The sequence below is a fragment of the Robbsia andropogonis genome, from assembly GCF_034047095.1.
Taxonomy (GTDB): domain Bacteria; phylum Pseudomonadota; class Gammaproteobacteria; order Burkholderiales; family Burkholderiaceae; genus Robbsia; species Robbsia andropogonis.
In genome coordinates, this window is record NZ_CP139170.1 from 577,342 (window position 1) to 593,845 (window position 16,504).

Sequence of the window (16,504 nt, forward strand, 5' to 3'; positions counted from 1 at the left end):
CAGGTTGCTGGCGGCACCAGGCGCATTTCAAGGCGGTGGGGGAGAAAAGCATGGATACGACGCAACAGGACATCGAACAACGGGTCCGATTGGCCGGTAACAATATGTTCGAGCTGCTGCTGTTCCGGCTTGGCGAATCGCCGGGCACGGATCAGCGCGAGCTGTACGGCATCAATGTGTTCAAGATCCGTGAGATCATGGCCATGCCGAAGCTGACCGCCCTGGTGGGGGCCGGTCCCGAAATGCTCGGTGTTGCCGATATCCGTGGCCAAATCATTCCGGTGATCGATCTGGCGCGTATCACCGGATGCGAACCGCGTAATGGCTTGAAGATCTTGCTGGTGACCGAGTTTGCGCGGACCACGCAGGGCTTTGCGGTGGAAGAGGTAGACGATATCGTGCGCCTGGAATGGAGCAACGTGTTGTCGGCTGAATCACATTCGCGCAGCAAGACGGTGACCAGCTTCGCCCGCTTGCCCGGCGATCAGAATTTGCTGGCGCAGGTGTTGGACGTCGAGCAGATTCTGCGTGACGTGATGCCGGAAGAACGTCCGCCAATCGACCAGCAGGAGACCGGTGCGTTGAAGCTGCGCAAGGGCGCGAAGGTGCTGGCGGCCGATGATTCCGCCGTGGCACGTGGTCTGTTGGAACAGAGCCTGACCGCAATGGGCGTGCCGTTCATCATGACCAAGACCGGGCAGGAAGCCTGGAACGTGCTGGATGCGATGAACCAGAAGGCGCGCTCCGAAGGCCGGAATATCAGCGACGAAATCGCCCTGGTCTTGACTGATCTCGAAATGCCCGAGATGGATGGTTTCACGTTGACGCGCCGTATCAAGGCGGAGGAAGGGCTACAGCGCATTCCCGTGGTCATCCACTCGTCCTTGTCTGGATCGGCTAATGAAGAGCACGTACGCAAGGTAGGCGCGAACGGCTATGTCGCGAAATTCGTTGCGGCGGAATTGGCCGAGGCGATGCGCAGTGCGATCAAGCAATGCGCCTGATCGATTATTGACTGGTGCGTGACGGGTTCGCGGCGGTTGGGCGAACCGTTGTTTGCACCGCGATTTGCGGGTTCGAGGGGGCCGGTTTGGGCCCCGCCGAACGGTTTTGCCATCCCCTTCGCGTGCTAGAATGGAGCGCTCATTCTGACCGAAGGGTGCCACGTGAACATCGTGATTCTGGCCGCGGGTTCGGGTAAGCGGATGCGTTCTGCCTTGCCGAAGGTCCTGCATCCACTGGCGGGGCGACCGCTGTTGACCCATGTGATCGACACGGCACGCACGTTGCGGCCCACGCGTATCGTGGTGGTGGTGGGGCACGGCGCCCCTGTGGTACGAGACGCCGTGACCGCTTCCGATATCGTCTTTGCCGAGCAGACCCAGCAACTGGGTACCGGGCACGCTGTAAAGCAAGCCCTCGATGCGCTCGATCCTTCCGTTCCGACACTTGTTTTATACGGTGATGTGCCGTTGACGACCGGCGCTACGCTCCAACGTTTGATTGATGCCGCCGGACCGCAAGGCTATGGGCTGTTGACCGTCACGTTGGACAACCCCACGGGGTATGGTCGTATCGTGCGCAACGCATCCGGTGCCGTGACGAAGATCGTTGAAGAGAAGGATGCCGATGCGGCAACCAAGGCCATCCAGGAAGTCAACACGGGCATTGTCGTGCTGCCTACTGCAAAGCTGGGCGGCTGGCTCGAGGCGCTGCGCAACGACAATGCGCAAGGCGAGTATTACCTGACCGATCTTGTCGAATCCGCCATTGCCGATGGCTTGGCTGTGCACGCCGTGTCCTCGTCCGACGAGACCGAGACGCTTGGCGTCAACAGCCGTGCGCAGCTTGCCGTGTTGGAACGGGCGTTTCAAGCGCGGATTGCGGCTACGCTGTTGGACGACGGTGTGACGCTGGCTGATCCGGCACGAGTGGACGTGCGTGGTGTCTTGAAAACCGGCCGCGATGTATCGATCGATGTGAACTGTGTGTTCGAAGGCAGCGTGGTGTTGGGTGATGACGTGCGTATCGGGCCGAACTGCGTGCTGCGTGATGTCGAGATTGCCGCGGGCACCCGCATCGATGCGTTCTGCCACCTGGAAGGTGCAAAGATCGGCGCGGGAGCGGTTATCGGACCGTATGCGCGTCTGCGTCCCGGCGCGGCACTGTCCGACGATGTGCATATCGGCAACTTTGTCGAAGTGAAAAACGCGACCATTGCCAAGGGGTCGAAAGCCAACCATCTGACGTATATCGGCGATGCGGATATCGGCAGTGGCGTGAATGTGGGCGCGGGGACGATCACGTGCAACTACGATGGTGCCAACAAACATCGAACCATCATCGAGGACGACGTCTTTGTGGGATCGAATGCAAGCCTGGTCGCACCGGTACGGATTGGCAAAGGTGCCACGCTGGCCGCTGGAACGACGGTGTGGAAGGATGTGCCCGCCGCGTCGCTGACGCTGAACGAGAAGACGCAGCTTGCGAAGGCCGGTTATCAGCGGCCGGTAAAACAGAAGAAGGCGTAACGCCGCCCCCCTTCCGGCATGCGGGCCATCGGCTTGCCGCGGAAGCGGATTGACGTGTGATATCGAGGACAAACCATGTGTGGGATTGTAGGCGCGGTAGCGCAGCGGAATATCGTCGATGTACTGGTGGAAGGTCTGCGGCGGCTTGAATACCGCGGTTATGATTCCTGCGGCGTCGCCATCATCAAAAATGCCGAACTGGCACGTGCGCGCAGCACGGCCCGGGTTGCGGAACTTGATGCACAAGTGCGCGAGCAACATCTGCAAGCGGAAACGGGTATCTCGCATACGCGATGGGCGACGCATGGTGCGCCTGTCACGCACAACGCGCATCCAATTTTCTCGCATGACACGGTGGGCGTGGTACACAACGGGATCATCGAGAACTTCGAGCCGCTGCGTCAGGATTTGATCGCGAAAGGGTACACCTTCGTATCGCAGACGGACACGGAAGTGATCGCGCATCTGGTGCATCTGCATTATGCGGGCGATCTGTTCGTGGCTGTGCGGAAGGTGGTGAAGCTGCTGCGCGGTGCTTATGCGATTGGTGTGATTCATAAAGACGAGCCGCATCGTGTCGTGGGTGCGCGTGCCGGATCGCCGTTGGTGGTGGGTATTGGCGCGTCAGGGAAGCATGAGAACTTCATCGCGTCCGATGCGCTGGCGCTGGCGGGTAGTACCGATCGCTTCATCTTCCTGGAAGAAGGCGATGTGGTCGACGTGCAATTGAACGGCGTGACGATTGTCGATGCGCACGATCAAACGGTCGAACGGGAAGTGCGTACGGTGGCAGCGTATGGTAGTGCCGTCGAGCTCGGGCCGTATCGCCACTTCATGCAGAAGGAAATCTTCGAGCAACCGCGCGCGATCAATGACACGATTCCGGCCATTGATGGCTTTGATGCCAAGCTGTTTGGCGAGGCCGCTCCGGCGATTCTGTCAAAGATCGATCGGGTGCTGATTCTGGCGTGTGGTACCAGCTATTACGCCGGTTTGACGGCGAAGTATTGGTTGGAGTCGGTTGCGAAGATTCCCGCGGATGTGGAAGTGGCCAGCGAATATCGCTATCGTGAGTCCGTGCCAAATCCGAATGCGCTGGTGATGACGATCTCGCAGTCGGGGGAGACGGCCGATACGCTTGCCGCGCTGAAATACGCGCAGGAGCTGGGGCATCAGAATACGCTGGCTATTTGCAACGTTGCGTCCAGCGCCATGGTGCGGCTGACGAAGATGAAGTTCCTGACGCACGCGGGCACCGAGATCGGCGTGGCGTCGACCAAGGCATTTACGACGCAGTTGGTGGGGTTGTTTATTCTCGCTGCCACGCTTGGCAAGTTGCGGGGTCATGTGGACGCTAAGGCTGAGGCGAAGTATCTGGCGCAATTGCGTCACTTGCCTGCGGCGTTGAACAGCGTGCTCGCGCTGGAACCGCAGATCATTTCCTGGGCGGAAGAGTTTTCACGTAAGGAAAATGCACTGTTCCTGGGGCGTGGTTTGCATTACCCGATTGCGCTGGAAGGGGCTTTGAAGCTGAAGGAGATTTCTTATATTCATGCTGAAGCCTATCCCGCAGGAGAGCTGAAGCATGGACCGCTGGCGCTGGTGACCGAAGCGATGCCAGTGGTGACCGTGGCGCCGAATGACTCGCTTCTGGAAAAGCTGAAGTCGAATATGCAGGAAGTGCGCGCCCGAGGCGGGCAGCTTTATGTGTTCGCCGATGCGGATACGCACATTGAAAGCGATGAGGGCGTGCATGTGATCCGGATGCCGGAACACTACGGGCTGTTGTCGCCGATTCTGCATACCGTGCCGCTGCAATTGCTGGCTTATCATACGGCGTGTGCTAGAGGGACTGATGTGGATAAGCCGCGGAATCTGGCGAAGTCGGTTACGGTGGAGTGAAAGGGAGGGTACCCCAACTTCACGTGTTGTTAGCCGTAAATGAAAGCGTTCCGTGGACGTGATTAATAGCGTTCCGTGGGAGGGGGCAAAATCGCCTGAATCCCTTGCTGCGTAAGGCCCGGAACGCGATGCCTGTGTCGTGGTATTTCCTCAAATATTTCGGTGATTTGACTGCCGCGAAACAGCGCAAAAAAGTGACTTTTGCGGTGCACACATGCAGTAATAGCGTTCCTCGCATTTCGCGTCCTCGCAAAAAGGCTGTACCGTAAGGTGCGGCCTTTTTGCTTGGTAGAGCCAATGCAACGCAGGGCGCCCACCGTCTGGCCGCGTCCTCGGCGCTGTTCGGCAAGAAGCGGCGATTCAACACGATGAGTGCCCGATGGTAGTAAGGGGCGGTAGATTGCTGTTGGCCTGTCACCATCAAGGAGCTGCTTTGCTCGACCCTTCTATTTCTCTCGCATTCTCTATGCAGTCCAATCGGGGCGTGTACCCGTCGACAACAGGCATTTAACAGAGGGGTATAGTCGGGACCTGAAAACGATGCTGTGGATTTTATTGGCGAAAGAATAGACCAACCTGGAACGCTCATTCTCACAGGTCGACTTTGGCTGAAAAATCTGAGGATGGGCTGCCGCATAGCCTACCAATGCATCGACGAACAGTCGGACCTTCGGCTGAACGTGTCAAGTCTTCTGCCAGACCACGTTTATCGGCATGACTATCGTTGGTTCTGATTGAAGGACAGGCACGAGGTTTTTGCCACAAATTGCGCTTTCCGCAAGCCAGAATGGGAGTTGCGCGAGCCCGCACTCCATCAAACATGCACTTAAGAGTGCGTCGCCCTTCGTCAACTCGTGCTTTGGCTTAATGTCGAAGGGTTCAGTGTGACCCGCTGCAAAGCACATCTGCCAAACGGGGCGTGTTCCTCGATACCAACCGACAAGAAAATCGTGGTCCTTCAAGTCGCTGCGGTGTTTGGGCTCATCGCGGCGTCGAAGGTATTCTGGTGAGCCGCAAATAATCAACTGCTGTTCGCCGAGGCTTCTAGCGATGAGGTCTGGATGGTCGCCGAGCGTGCCAATGCGTACCGATAAGTCGATGCCTTCGCTGACAAGGTCGACGGCGCGGTCTCGCATGCTAATTGCGAGACTCAACCTCTCGTATTTCCTGGATAGCTCGAGGAGAACATGCATGAGGTGCCGACGCCCAAATGTCGTCGGCGGGTCGACTCTCAACTGACCGATGGGCTGCTGGTGCCCGGTCGCCAGAGAAGCGGCCTGTTGCTCCCGGTCCTCAATGACCTTCCGGCACGTTTGCAGATACGCTTCACCCTCCGTGGTCAACGCGACCTTCTGAGTTGTCCGGTGCAGCAACTGTACGCCGAGTTTGCTCTCAAGGCGCGCGACACTCTTTCCAACTGCCGAGCCGGTCACGCCTAGACGCATACCGTGGCACCCGTCGAAGACTCCAGCAGACGAGAAAGACATAAAATTCATTGCTAAGTCGAGTCGACGAGGAGCATTTGCCGCGAGCCTCGGACTGTTATTGTGTCTTCAGAGTGGATTGTTGCTAAAATGATGACATGACGGGTATTTTTTACCTTTCATAAGTAAGTTTCTGGCCGCCGACCTTCAATGGTCCAGCGAAATCCATCAAGACGACAATGCATCTGCGGGTTTGCGATGTGGTCGGTAGCTTATCGGCCGTTGGCTGTAGCCTATACAATGCCTATAAAACTGGCGTTTCAAGATGCACAGATTCGAAAGGTATGCGCGCGTCCTATTTCTGCACGTCGGAACTATGGCGAACGGGTCGCTCTCTCAATTCAGAATCGCATCGCAGACTTGAAAGCTGCAGATTCTCCTCTGGACTGTGTTGACTTAGGTGTAGCCAGTTTCAAAGGGGATTCGCCTACTCAAATGATTTTGACACTCGAAGATGGTTTTCATATGCTGATTGAAGTGAACAATCGAGCATTGATTGGCAGCACGGCGACAGTCGATTGGTCGCAGGTGTCGCGAGTAAAAATTGTGTCTATCGAGCGAGTTCATGAGAGCTGAAACCGAATTTTCGCCGATGTGGGCAACGCCGCCTGGGCGAACGATAAGCGATTTAATGCGGCGTCGAGGCTTTTCAACCGAGAGTCTCGCTAGGTCAATCGCGTTGTCAGAAGAGGATATGCTTTCCCTGCTACAGGGAGATTGCCTACTGACCGAAGCTCTGGCAGCCGCCCTCGAAGCAAAGCTTGGTGGCTCTGCTGGTTTCTGGATGCGTCGTGAAGAGCAATTTAGAAGACAATTATCTGAACTGGCTGAAGAGGTTGACCCGGATAATGACGACTATAAGAAATGGTTATCAAGTCTTCCGCTGAAGCAGATGCAAGAGCTTGGTTGGATTGAGCCAACAGCGAACAGGTACGAGACAATTCGCAGTTGCTTATCATTTTTTGATGTGCCCAACCTTTCCGTTTGGAAAGAAGAATACGCCGATACAAAGTCTAGTGTCGCTTTTCGTACAACTGACACCTTCTCCGAGGATTCGGTGGCAACAGCAGCATGGCTTCGTCTCGGTGAGCTGGCAGCTAGAGAGATTCAATGTGCGGCGTGGGACCCCGAACGATTTCGAGCGGTACTTCCAGAAATTCGAAAGCTGACCACCGTCGCGAGCCCAGCTGAGTTTCTGCCCAAACTTCAGGAGCTTTGTGCGGGCACTGGAGTCGCTGTCGTCGTGGTTAAGGGGCCAAAAGGCTGTCGCGCTAGCGGCGCAACTTTTTTCAACGGCCCTGACAAGGCCGTCTTGATGCTATCGGTTCGTTACTTAAGCGATGACCAATTTTGGTTCTCGTTCTTTCACGAAGCTGGGCACCTCATCTTGCATTGGGATGCTGACCTATTAATTCTGGAGACTTCTGACGGGCCAATGTCAGTTCGAGAAAATGAGGCCAACCAATTTGCATCAGAGCAACTTGTGCCTCCTGTTCTTCAGGAACGCATGCCGGATGCCTCGAAGTCGTTGAAAGGCATCATGCGGCTAGCTCAACAGGCGGGCGTATCGTACGGCATAATCGTTGGGCAAATGCAATTTCGTAAATTGTTGAGCCATAAAACTCATAACACTCTGAAGATACGATACAAGTGGAACCAAGGTTAGCCGCGAAATGGCAGATATGCTGATTGAGATTTTTGCCAGTTGCACAGTGAATCTTCCATAACTTGCATGCCCACGCCTAACACGGCCTCTAGTTCGACGCATAACTGTTCGATTGTTTTCTTCGACAAAGTCTCGTCATCAACGGCTCCGCTAAAGAGCAAGCGAGCTCCTCTGACCGGCCCCGTCCCATCCTGCATGTATGCGATTGGAGGTGCAATGTCCAGGAGGCCAATTTTCCCCACCATTGTCAGGTAGTCGAATTTGGCCGTTCTACCAAATTGACTTACCGCATCCATACTCTTATACATTCGATTGAACAATGCTTTCGGGTCGTCTCCTACTTTGGCTTTCTCTGCGTCAATTCGTTCTTGGTGAGAGTGATTTTCTCCGACCCACTCGACATAGCTAGAAAAAACAAGACTCAATTCTTTTAGGGACTCGTACTTACGATGATTGCCGAACGGAAACTCACTTCGTCGTCGCAACATCTCTTCCAGATACTGCCCATGCCACATCGAGAAGTCGTTCGGATTTTGTGTGATTCTAGCCCATGTCCAAACAAAATTATCGTCGAGCGCTCCGTAGACCATTCGCAGCAAGGCGTAGCCTTTTCTAAGATGCTTTCCACAGTGAACGAATAGAAATACTAGCCAAAAAGCTTCATCTAAATTGCCTAGCTGCTTATAGTGAATAGCTGCCCGCAGCGGGTCGAACATAGTTGTATTTTTTGGATTTAGACGCTTGGGAGAAACGGGGCGTCTCGCGATTGCTTTGACGTATTCGATACGGGAGATGCTGTCGAGCATTTGTGCAACGAATGCATCGCGATGCGAATTCGATTGGATTCCAAGCAATCCTAAACCACGAAATCGATACCTTTGCAGCTTCCTTCCTAGTTCAGCCGCGAGTAAAGGTTTTGCGAGCAACGGATTCTTCGACATCTGAAATGTCCTGAGTTTTATATGGAATTATCGCTGATTGGTATCAGCTGCAGCCGGTTGTTGTGCGTCAAGCAGTGCGGTATCGAATAAAGAGGGAGTAGTTGTAGTCCCCTGAAGTGGGCGATTCTGCCGCTTTTGGATATGTATGTCGTACACGTCCGATGACATCAGGTCCTTAATCTCCTCTACCTTGCTACGTTGCTTAGACGTTGCACCAGGGCGTGAATTCCGGAAAATTGCCAAAAGCCTCGTGAGGTCTGCCCAATAGGGGGCCAATCCGCTAAGTGCAGGGCGTCGTCCATTACGTATGGCGTGTTCTGCTTTTAAAAGTGCATCCACAGAGCGCCAGGGGTCTTCAAGCGGCATTGGTGGCATAGAGACCATCTCTTGGAATCCTTCATTGAGATAGTCCTCAACAGATTGCGTGTTGTTTGTGTAAAGGTGAAGGCTACCTACGGCATGTTTGTACTGGCCTACCTCTACGCCTAGCGAGCGTGCGATAAGTTCCTGCAACATAGTGAAAGCAAAGATGTCATGAGGTAGTCCCATGAAAGCATCGTTAGACCTCATCATCACCATGGTGTGTAGCTGATGATTGCGGACTAAGAATTGGAGCGTGCAAGTACAAGGAAGGTCTTTTCGTCGGCTAATGAGGTTAGCCGATAAGTCCTCGCCGTGAAACAGTTGAATGACTGCTCGACGAGAATCGCGGTTGCTGCGTAACGTTCTTATAACGTTGTGGACTTGGTCTGTGCCGCCGCTGGCCCCGAACAAGCGTGGGCCATATGCACCGAATATTGTCTCACTATCATCCGAAAATTCACCGTATCGGCTTATGTAGTATCGGATGAAATCCAGGCTATTACTTCCCGCTAGATACCATAGACATTCACCGAGGCAACTAAACAGCGTGTTTTTGCGTTCACTTTGACTGACGCGAGCGCGCGGATTTTTTAATACGAGTAGCGCGCCGCTAATTTCTTTTGCGGGTCCCTTGGTGGGATTTATTTCATCGACTCCACGTCTTCGAAGTAGACGAAAATAAACTTTTCGAAGTAGGTCGTCGATTGTCTCTGCGGTAAAGTACATGGCAATAGCGGTGCACCAAGCGATTTACTTCAGTGGCGGAACGGCAAGTGTTAAGAAACACAGATTATCATGCCTATTCAAATAATCGTAGTTGAGATTTAGCTCGATTATGAGATTCTTGCAACTCGACCTTTAGCTGACGTCCGCGTGAGACTAGCGTTCGACGGTCAGCGTGCATAGCTCCTCGACTGAGCGCTATGTCACGCACCTCCACTGTCACATCGTAGTGGGGCAGCGAAGCCTTAGCTTGAAACCAACCACGCTTCAGTCCAAGAGCAGTAGCGAAGCCATGTAGTTCATCCAGGGAATCAGCAACTAAATGGCACCAGTGACGTCCGCGCCATGCTAAGCGAGCATTGTCTACATAGACTGCCAATGTTGCCACTCCCGGTTTTATGCTTTTTCATTTGAGCAAACGGATGATACTACAGTCATAATGAGTTTTTCCTTGTTTCCTGTTGTCGATACGTCTCGGTGATGAAATCGATAAATGCAACTGCCGATGCGACTGCTAGTCGTGCGTGCCGGGGCTGCAAACCGCGGTATTGACCATTCCGGCCATGTCCGGTTCCGTATAAACCACGAAGCTGAGCAAGGTTATTGGTCAGTTGAGTCAGGTTCCGGAGAATCAGTCGGACGTTGTCGGCACCTTTCGCTTCGTCACTGATTCCTTCTGGTACCAGGCGTAATTCCTTAGCCACTTTTTTCGTCAAATCTCCAAGGTCTTCAGATTTTGTGTATTCGACGTTGCTTCGGGTCAATATCGTTTTGCAGCAGGTTTCGATTAGCTCTTTCGCGGTACCGATTGCAAGTGCTGGGTCTCGTTCGACCCCATGCTCGAGTCGCTCAATTTCCTTTGCCATCCAACCAGCATCGAGAGCATCGGCGACCGAGCGAGCACGTGTGACGGCACCGGCGCTTGAGCGTGAGGCACGTCTATATGCAAATCGAGGCCTCCCGCCTATCAGCTCAGCCTCATATATTTCCCAGCCACCCTGGCGAAGCTGTTCGTTGTAGTGAGAGACAAGTTTTACTGCAGTGCTTCTTTCCGGGCGAACAAGTGGATGAACCGTTTCGGCGAGAAATCTCAAGAAGGTATCTGCGCTGCCGTCAATAAGTTGAAAACGAGAGTCTGTGAAAACCCAATCAGAGGGCCAATCGTCGTTATTCATACGATGCTGCCAGATGTCACCAGCCGCATCCTTGTAACGGTCGTCGTATGAAGGAATAGAAGTCAAGTCATAGAGTCTGCTGAGAAACTCGACGTCATCGAGTTTCCCGTGCCATGCGATGTCGTCTAAGCGCATCCAATCAAAGATGTTTCCCCGTATCCGTTTGGGAACAGTCGAATCATCTTTTCTCCAATCTGCTACCTTCACCTTTTCCGGAATAAGTTTCGCAGAAAACCAATCTTGAGTTTCAGATTCGAGGACAGTCTTCAAGCGCGCGGTAATTTGTTCCTCTATCTGGGCTCGTCTTTGTCCGAGACGTGCATATTCGGATGCAGGCACTTCAATTTGTATTTCCCAGATATCGGTTCGTAAGCGGCTGGTGATCCCATCTTGACGATGGTGGATGACGGGTTAGGTTGCCGTGGGCTGCCAGTTGTGCGGCAAGAGATCATCGATCTGCCGTGCCGGATGGGTTGGCAATCGATTTAGTACGTCTTTGAGATAGGCGTACGGATCATGGCCATTGAGCTTGGCCGACTGAACGAGACTCATGATTGCCGCCGCGCGTTTGCCTGCCCGCAATGAACCCGCGAACAGCCAATTCTTCCTGCCCAGCGCAATTTCCCGTTCATTCTGCCCATATCGGGCAGGAAGTCGAGATTCATTATCGTTGGCATCCGCTGTATGGGCGTCGCGTCAAGGTTAAAGACATCGAGCGTCGCGGCGGAGGTCAGGTCGTCCATGTGGAGGCGGACCCCGGTGTAATCAGGATGATCGCGGGATGGATGCTCGATGCCGCGATTTGTTCAGCGATGGTTCTCGGCGAACCGAGAGTTACCGTAGCGACACTGCATAATCTGCATCAATTGCTGGTCGATCTGCATTTGCGGGGAAACTCTCCGGACGGTTCCACCAACGTCCGGGAGAAACGCAATGGGCAATCTGCCAAACGTCGTTCCAGCAGGTCAACAGTTATCGCGGTCGATGCCGCCCCAGATGAACCTGATGTTCGACGCGGTCGAGCTTCAGGGGATGAACGCGGTGCAACGGGCAAACACGCTCAGGCATCTCGCATGCCTGTTGATGCAGGCGGCGGGCATCCCGACTGCGAAGGGGCGTAACGATGACGAATGATGATCGTTTGCCCGCAGATCTTCTTAAACGCAAGGCGGTAGTTTATGTCCGACAGTCCAGCCGAACGCAGGTCCAACTGAACCTCGAGAGCCGGCGCCGGCAGTATGACCTCGTGCAGGAAGCAAAGCGACATGGATTTCGCGACGTCGAAGTCATCGACGACGACCAGGGACGCTCGGCGAGCGGCACAGTTGCGAGACCGGGCTTTGATCGTCTGGTCGCGTTATTGTGTGCAGGCGATGTCGGCGCAGTGCTTTGCCTGGACGCCTCACGCCTTGCCCGCAATGGACGCGACTGGCATCATCTGCTCGAGCTCTGTGGTCTCGTTCAAGCGCGGGTAATCGACCTTGACGGTGTGTACGATCCTTGCCGGGCAAATGACCGGCTATTACTTGGCATGAAGGGCAGCATCAGCGAATTCGAACTCAACGTGCTTCGAACGCGCATGCACGACGCCAAACGAGAGAAGGCACACCGTGGTGAATTACGTATCAGCGTGCCGGTCGGCTATATCTGGCATCGTGATGTTGGTCTGGGTTTCGATCCAGACGCACGGTTGCAGGAAGTCATACGCCTGATTTTTACTCGTTTCCGGCAACTGGGCAGCGCGCGGCAGGTTCTGCTGTCGATGAACGCTGAACAGGTCCACTTCCCGCGCCCCTCTGACGGCCGGACGCTGACGCGGGTCGACTGGACTCCAATACGCTACCGTAACGTGATTTCGGTGCTCAAGAATCCGTTCTATGCTGGTGTCTACGCGTATGGCAAGAGCGGCAAGCAGATGACGATCGTCGAAGGCCGGGCACGCAAGAGCTACAAGCACCGCAAGCCGTTTGAGAACTGGGACGTCATGCTCCGGGAACACCACGAAGGCTACATCGACTGGGCGGAGTTTGAACGCAACCAGAAGAAGCTCGCGACAAATGCTTACGGCAAGGCGGGCGACGTAAAATCCGGTCGTGGTGGCCGCGCGCTGCTCGCTGGCCTGCTTGCCTGCGCACGCTGTGGACGTCGCCTGTCGGTGGCCTACGCTGGACGTATCCCGCAGGCCGTGTACCGGTGTGACCGCTTCGACACGTCAGCGCGATGTATGAGGTTCGGTGGTTCCCGTATCGATGCGACTGTCAGCAAGGAGCTTCTGCGCGTCGTGGAGCCATTGGCGATCGAAGCGGCACAACAGGCTGAGCAAATGCACATGGATACCCTGAACGAGCAGCAACAGATCGTGGAACTCGAACTGCAGCAGGCCCAGTACGAGGCCACGCTGGCTGAGCGGCGCTACGCCGCCTGTGATCCCGAGAACCGCCTGATTGCCGCGCAGCTGGAGAAGAACTGGGAAGCGGCATTACGTCGTGTACAGGCCTGCCAGACGCGCGTGGAGACGGTGACTGCACCAAAGGCGCAGGCTCCCCTGCCTGACTTTACGAAGCTCGCCGAAGATCTTCATGCTGCGTGGAATGCACCGAGCGTCGCCATGCGCACACGTCAACAGCTTGTTCGCGCGCTCATCGTCGATATCGTTGCCGACGTCGACGAGGCTACACGCGAAATCATTCTGACGATCCACTGGCAAGGCGGTCAACATTCCCGGCTACGGATTCGCAGGCCGCGAACTGGCGAGCATGGCTGCAGTACGTCAGACGAAGCGCTCGCGGTTATTCGCAGCATGGTAACCCGATGGTCCGACGAGGACATTGCTGCATCACTGAACCGCATGGGAATACGCACAGGACAGGGCAAGACCTGGACCGCACATCGTGTCAGCTCTGTACGGCATGTCCGCGATATCCACGCCTACAAGTCGGCAGATAAGGATGGCGACTGGCTGACGATGTCTGAGGCAGCGAAGGAGCTTGGTGTCACTCACTACATGATCCGGCGTTTGATCAACGATCGGATTCTGCCTGCCGAGCAGGTCGTGCCTGATGCCCCATGGCAGATTCGGACGATCGATCTGCACAGCGAAGCGGTTACCGCAGCACTGGCGCGCAAGTATCGCCCGTGTCGCAACGATGTCGAAGGCCAGATCCCAATGTTTATCCAGGTTTCAGAAGGAGGTGCACAATGAACGCCCCGTTGCCACCACGCTTACCAAGAGGGTCGCTGACGTAACCGACTGGCCTGGATCGTAGAGCGCCGCCGTCACCCGCCCGCGGATCTGGGAATACACAATGATTTCCCTCCGGCCCTCGTTGTCGGCAAGTTGTGCATTGAGATCAGCGAGCTTTTGGTCGTACCCGGATAGCTCGTTTTGTGCCTGCAGCGGGAAACTACGCTGAGCGCTTTGGGATTGTTGTAAGCCGGACAGCGTCGCCGCCATATCGCGTTCGACGCCGGCGAGTTTGGCTTTCACATCAAGGTTATCTTGGATTTTCTGCTGCAGTTGCGCAAGCGGAAAATACCCTTCTGCTGCGAGCTTCCGATAGCGGATGAGGTTTTGCTCATTTGCTTCAACGAGTTCGTGCAGTGCGCCCGCCTGTGCTTGTATCTGACGAAGTTCAGCCTTAAGATCGCTGACTTTATCGTCGAGCGCTTGCCGCTCTTCGACGAGAATCCGGCTGCGCCGGGTTTTCTCGCTGGACATCTCGTCACGTCGCTCGTTCAAGCTGGTAGAGATTGCCTCTTGAGTCTGGCCAATGGATGCGCTGCGCCTGTCGCTATCAATCACATACAGCGGCGTACCTTTTTCAACCAACTGCCCTTCGGTGACCAGACGTTTCACAACGGTGCCGTCTACGGCCGCATACACATGTGCGACCTTCTGCGTCAATTGCACTTGGCCACTTACGCGCACCCGGCGCGTATAGTCACCGAAAGCAAGAAACGCGCATATTGCCAATGCAAATCCCAAAAACGCTATTGTCAGTGCCCAGCGCGGCAGATCTTGTGAAAGCAGGACCGTCCCGGGCAAAGTACGTTGACGGAATTCAAGCGCCGTTTCCCGGAACAATGGTTTTGGCGACACATCCGAAAGCGGACTCGAAACTTCCGAATCGACATTTATAGCCAAAGCGCAAAGCTCCCGCCGGTAGCGTCGAGGCCGAGCCGTTCAAAATAGGCGCGCGAACGCACTACATTATCGCCAAACGTATCAAGCATGCGAAGCTCAACTGCACCGACTCTGCGTGACCACCGTTTAAATTCATGCAAGAGGCGCAATCCAATCAACCCTCTTCGTCGGGGCGTCACATACAGGTGCTCGCATAGCGCAACTTTCGCATTGCTCCAAGATAGCTCGTGGAGCACTCCGTGCAGAAAACCTTGAGGTTCTCCGCAGATTCGGGCAACAAAAACACAATGAGTGGGATCGACGGCCGCGGACGCGATAAATCGCTTCGTGGACGCTTCATCAAAACGAATCGAAGCATAGCGGCTGTCAACATGCAGCTGACGTGCAAGCGTGTTGATTGCGGAATAATCTCCTGGACCTGCTGCGTCTATCGTCAAGTGATTCAATTTCTCGAAATTATCGCGGATCACTGCTTGCATGACAATCTCATCGAGCATCGATGCATTGAGCACGATACCGGCTCTTTTAGCCAACGCTGCAATGTTTTGTAGAAATTTTTTTCCGCTGCCCTGTTCGATCAAGTTTGCACACTCTATCTCGATTAGACGGCCGAGCAACGCTTTCGACACGGCTTTCGACTTCGCTGTATGGCGGTCCATGAGTTTTCCGGTCGCGCAAGCGTCGAGCCACGCCTGTGGTCGTTGCGAGGAACAGAACAAAAACGCTAGCTCCTCGGCTTCGCGTCCGATCAACTGTGCGACAAGCGGGCGGGCGTGGACGCCAACCAGAGTCGTCTTGAACCGGTTCGTTCCATACACGCTGTGAAAAAGTCCGGCAGATTGGACATCCACATCGCACTCCCAACGCTTCAGCATATTCTCGACCCCTATTAGATGATCGAGGAATGTCCGTCCTGAGTGCGAAACCTGGCCTGCGCCAGTCTCAACAAGAAACGCCACTTGCTCTTCATGAGATCGTCTGCTCATACGCTGGCCTTTTGACTCTTGAAAACGATCGAAACGCGCAGTTCGGCGCACTCACGACTGGGCGCATGCGCTGCATGCGGAATGGAACCCGGAAAAGAAACGATACGCCCAGGTCGAGGATAAACGGCTTTCAGGATATCCTGTCCGTCAGGCGTATAAAACAGCGTCTCCCCCGACCAGTTCTTGTGCCAAGTCTGATGTGCGTAGTAAATCGTCGAAAAGTAGTTCTGGGTGTCGTCGTTATCCGTATGCACATAGCCCTCGACACCATATGTATGACTGTTCGCGTACACACGAAGCGGTTCGTGTCCCTTCAACGGGCCACTAGACAGCAGCTTCCACAATTCGTACACAGGGCCCGCCGCGACGTTGTTCGACAGCTCCACTTCGCAGTTCGTACGACTCTCGATACCGCCGCCTGCGAAACTCGCATGCCAGAAACAGAAACGGTCGCGACGGTGGTTCGAGCGCCATCCGTATTGCCAAATTGGGCGACGTACCAACTCGCCAAGGCTCTGGCGTAAAGCAGCCGGTACCAAGTCTTCAAAAACAACGATCTTTTTAGCAATGTGCTCCAACTGGCTTCCCC

The 16,504-nt window shown here is 54.8% G+C and carries 16 protein-coding genes and 1 pseudogene; 7 read left to right on the forward strand and 10 right to left on the reverse strand.

The window, feature by feature from the left end; all coding sequences use genetic code 11:
• Positions 1 to 50: 50 nt before the first annotated feature.
• The 3 genes from SJQ66_RS16120 to glmS all read left to right on the forward strand — a co-directional run bounded on the left by SJQ66_RS16120 (position 51) and on the right by glmS (position 4,433).
• Positions 51 to 1,004, forward strand: a complete 954-nt coding sequence (locus SJQ66_RS16120) for a chemotaxis protein (protein WP_024903377.1) — start codon at positions 51 to 53, stop codon at positions 1,002 to 1,004.
• Positions 1,005 to 1,166: 162 nt separating this feature from the next.
• Positions 1,167 to 2,531, forward strand: coding sequence for a bifunctional UDP-N-acetylglucosamine diphosphorylase/glucosamine-1-phosphate N-acetyltransferase GlmU (gene glmU, locus SJQ66_RS16125; RefSeq protein ID WP_024903376.1), 1,365 nt, complete (start codon positions 1,167 to 1,169; stop codon positions 2,529 to 2,531).
• Between the two features lie 75 nt (positions 2,532 to 2,606).
• Positions 2,607 to 4,433, forward strand: a complete 1,827-nt coding sequence (gene glmS, locus SJQ66_RS16130) for a glutamine--fructose-6-phosphate transaminase (isomerizing) (RefSeq protein WP_320535017.1) — start codon at positions 2,607 to 2,609, stop codon at positions 4,431 to 4,433.
• Positions 4,434 to 5,116: 683 nt separating this feature from the next.
• On the opposite strand, the gene SJQ66_RS16135 is transcribed toward glmS, so the two are convergent.
• Positions 5,117 to 5,929, reverse strand: coding sequence for a LysR family transcriptional regulator (locus tag SJQ66_RS16135; protein ID WP_320535018.1), 813 nt, complete (start codon positions 5,927 to 5,929; stop codon positions 5,117 to 5,119).
• Between the two features lie 186 nt (positions 5,930 to 6,115).
• Here SJQ66_RS16135 and SJQ66_RS16140 point away from each other — a divergent pair, with 186 nt between their 5' ends.
• Together SJQ66_RS16140 and SJQ66_RS16145 are read left to right on the forward strand one after the other, a co-directional pair.
• Positions 6,116 to 6,493, forward strand: coding sequence for a hypothetical protein (locus SJQ66_RS16140; RefSeq protein WP_320535019.1), 378 nt, complete (start codon positions 6,116 to 6,118; stop codon positions 6,491 to 6,493).
• The gene (locus SJQ66_RS16145) at positions 6,483 to 7,583 is read left to right on the forward strand and encodes an ImmA/IrrE family metallo-endopeptidase (protein WP_320535020.1); all 1,101 of its coding nucleotides are present in this window, start codon (positions 6,483 to 6,485) and stop codon (positions 7,581 to 7,583) included. Before SJQ66_RS16140 ends, SJQ66_RS16145 begins: the two co-directional genes overlap by 11 nt.
• Here the strand turns inward: SJQ66_RS16145 and SJQ66_RS16150 are convergent.
• From SJQ66_RS16150 to SJQ66_RS16175, 6 genes and pseudogenes are all read right to left on the reverse strand, one after another.
• Complete coding sequence (locus SJQ66_RS16150) at positions 7,580 to 8,524, reverse strand: alpha-glutamyl/putrescinyl thymine pyrophosphorylase clade 3 protein (RefSeq protein WP_024903373.1); 945 nt, start codon at positions 8,522 to 8,524, stop codon at positions 7,580 to 7,582. The two genes, SJQ66_RS16145 and SJQ66_RS16150, sit on opposite strands and share 4 nt — an antisense overlap.
• Positions 8,525 to 8,551: 27 nt before the next feature.
• Entirely contained in the window at positions 8,552 to 9,613 is a 1,062-nt protein-coding gene (locus SJQ66_RS16155; protein WP_024903372.1) for a thymidylate synthase, read from the reverse strand.
• 73 nt (positions 9,614 to 9,686) lie between these two features.
• Positions 9,687 to 9,998 carry a DUF4031 domain-containing protein gene (locus tag SJQ66_RS16160; RefSeq protein WP_260843833.1) on the reverse strand — a complete coding sequence of 104 codons (312 nt, stop codon included), beginning with the start codon at positions 9,996 to 9,998 and terminating at the stop codon, positions 9,687 to 9,689.
• A gap of 46 nt (positions 9,999 to 10,044) precedes the next feature.
• Positions 10,045 to 11,124 (reverse strand): abortive infection family protein, encoded by a 1,080-nt coding sequence (locus SJQ66_RS16165; RefSeq protein ID WP_320535021.1) that lies wholly within the window; start codon positions 11,122 to 11,124, stop codon positions 10,045 to 10,047.
• Between the two features lie 72 nt (positions 11,125 to 11,196).
• Positions 11,197 to 11,412 (reverse strand): annotated as a pseudogene (locus SJQ66_RS16170) (transposase domain-containing protein); the annotation flags it as partial.
• Positions 11,334 to 11,528, reverse strand: a complete 195-nt coding sequence (locus SJQ66_RS16175; RefSeq protein ID WP_320533723.1) for a hypothetical protein — start codon at positions 11,526 to 11,528, stop codon at positions 11,334 to 11,336. The pseudogene SJQ66_RS16170 and the gene SJQ66_RS16175, both read right to left, overlap by 79 nt.
• 190 nt (positions 11,529 to 11,718) lie before the next feature.
• Between SJQ66_RS16175 and SJQ66_RS16180 the strand changes: the two genes are divergently transcribed.
• Together SJQ66_RS16180 and SJQ66_RS16185 are read left to right on the forward strand one after the other, a co-directional pair.
• The gene (locus SJQ66_RS16180) at positions 11,719 to 11,919 is read left to right on the forward strand and encodes a hypothetical protein (protein ID WP_320533730.1); all 201 of its coding nucleotides are present in this window, start codon (positions 11,719 to 11,721) and stop codon (positions 11,917 to 11,919) included.
• Positions 11,909 to 13,987 (forward strand): recombinase family protein, encoded by a 2,079-nt coding sequence (locus SJQ66_RS16185; RefSeq protein ID WP_320533729.1) that lies wholly within the window; start codon positions 11,909 to 11,911, stop codon positions 13,985 to 13,987. Before SJQ66_RS16180 ends, SJQ66_RS16185 begins: the two co-directional genes overlap by 11 nt.
• On the opposite strand, the gene SJQ66_RS16190 is transcribed toward SJQ66_RS16185, so the two are convergent.
• The 3 genes from SJQ66_RS16190 to SJQ66_RS16200 form a co-directional block, all read right to left on the reverse strand.
• Positions 13,967 to 14,770: an HlyD family secretion protein gene (locus SJQ66_RS16190; RefSeq protein WP_320535022.1), complete on the reverse strand. Its 804-nt coding sequence runs from the start codon at positions 14,768 to 14,770 to the stop codon at positions 13,967 to 13,969. The genes SJQ66_RS16185 and SJQ66_RS16190 overlap by 21 nt on opposite strands.
• A 149-nt stretch (positions 14,771 to 14,919) precedes the next feature.
• The gene (locus tag SJQ66_RS16195; protein WP_024906020.1) at positions 14,920 to 15,915 is read right to left on the reverse strand and encodes a GNAT family N-acetyltransferase; all 996 of its coding nucleotides are present in this window, start codon (positions 15,913 to 15,915) and stop codon (positions 14,920 to 14,922) included.
• Positions 15,912 to 16,493 carry a 2OG-Fe(II) oxygenase gene (locus SJQ66_RS16200; RefSeq protein ID WP_024906021.1) on the reverse strand — a complete coding sequence of 194 codons (582 nt, stop codon included), beginning with the start codon at positions 16,491 to 16,493 and terminating at the stop codon, positions 15,912 to 15,914. The genes SJQ66_RS16195 and SJQ66_RS16200 overlap by 4 nt, the downstream gene beginning before the upstream one ends.
• Between the last annotated feature and the right edge of the window lie 11 nt (positions 16,494 to 16,504).

Coding starts and splice junctions, on each gene's coding strand:
- SJQ66_RS16120 (WP_024903377.1), top strand. CDS start 51: ATGGATACGACGCAACAGGACATCGAACAACGGGTCCGATTGGCCGGT.
- glmS (WP_320535017.1), top strand. CDS start 2,607: ATGTGTGGGATTGTAGGCGCGGTAGCGCAGCGGAATATCGTCGATGTA.
- SJQ66_RS16135 (WP_320535018.1), bottom strand. CDS start 5,929: ATGAATTTTATGTCTTTCTCGTCTGCTGGAGTCTTCGACGGGTGCCAC.
- SJQ66_RS16140 (WP_320535019.1), top strand. CDS start 6,116: ATGTGGTCGGTAGCTTATCGGCCGTTGGCTGTAGCCTATACAATGCCT.
- SJQ66_RS16145 (WP_320535020.1), top strand. CDS start 6,483: ATGAGAGCTGAAACCGAATTTTCGCCGATGTGGGCAACGCCGCCTGGG.
- SJQ66_RS16150 (WP_024903373.1), bottom strand. CDS start 8,524: ATGTCGAAGAATCCGTTGCTCGCAAAACCTTTACTCGCGGCTGAACTA.
- SJQ66_RS16155 (WP_024903372.1), bottom strand. CDS start 9,613: ATGTACTTTACCGCAGAGACAATCGACGACCTACTTCGAAAAGTTTAT.
- SJQ66_RS16175 (WP_320533723.1), bottom strand. CDS start 11,528: ATGGACGACCTGACCTCCGCCGCGACGCTCGATGTCTTTAACCTTGAC.
- SJQ66_RS16180 (WP_320533730.1), top strand. CDS start 11,719: ATGGGCAATCTGCCAAACGTCGTTCCAGCAGGTCAACAGTTATCGCGG.
- SJQ66_RS16185 (WP_320533729.1), top strand. CDS start 11,909: ATGACGAATGATGATCGTTTGCCCGCAGATCTTCTTAAACGCAAGGCG.
- SJQ66_RS16195 (WP_024906020.1), bottom strand. CDS start 15,915: ATGAGCAGACGATCTCATGAAGAGCAAGTGGCGTTTCTTGTTGAGACT.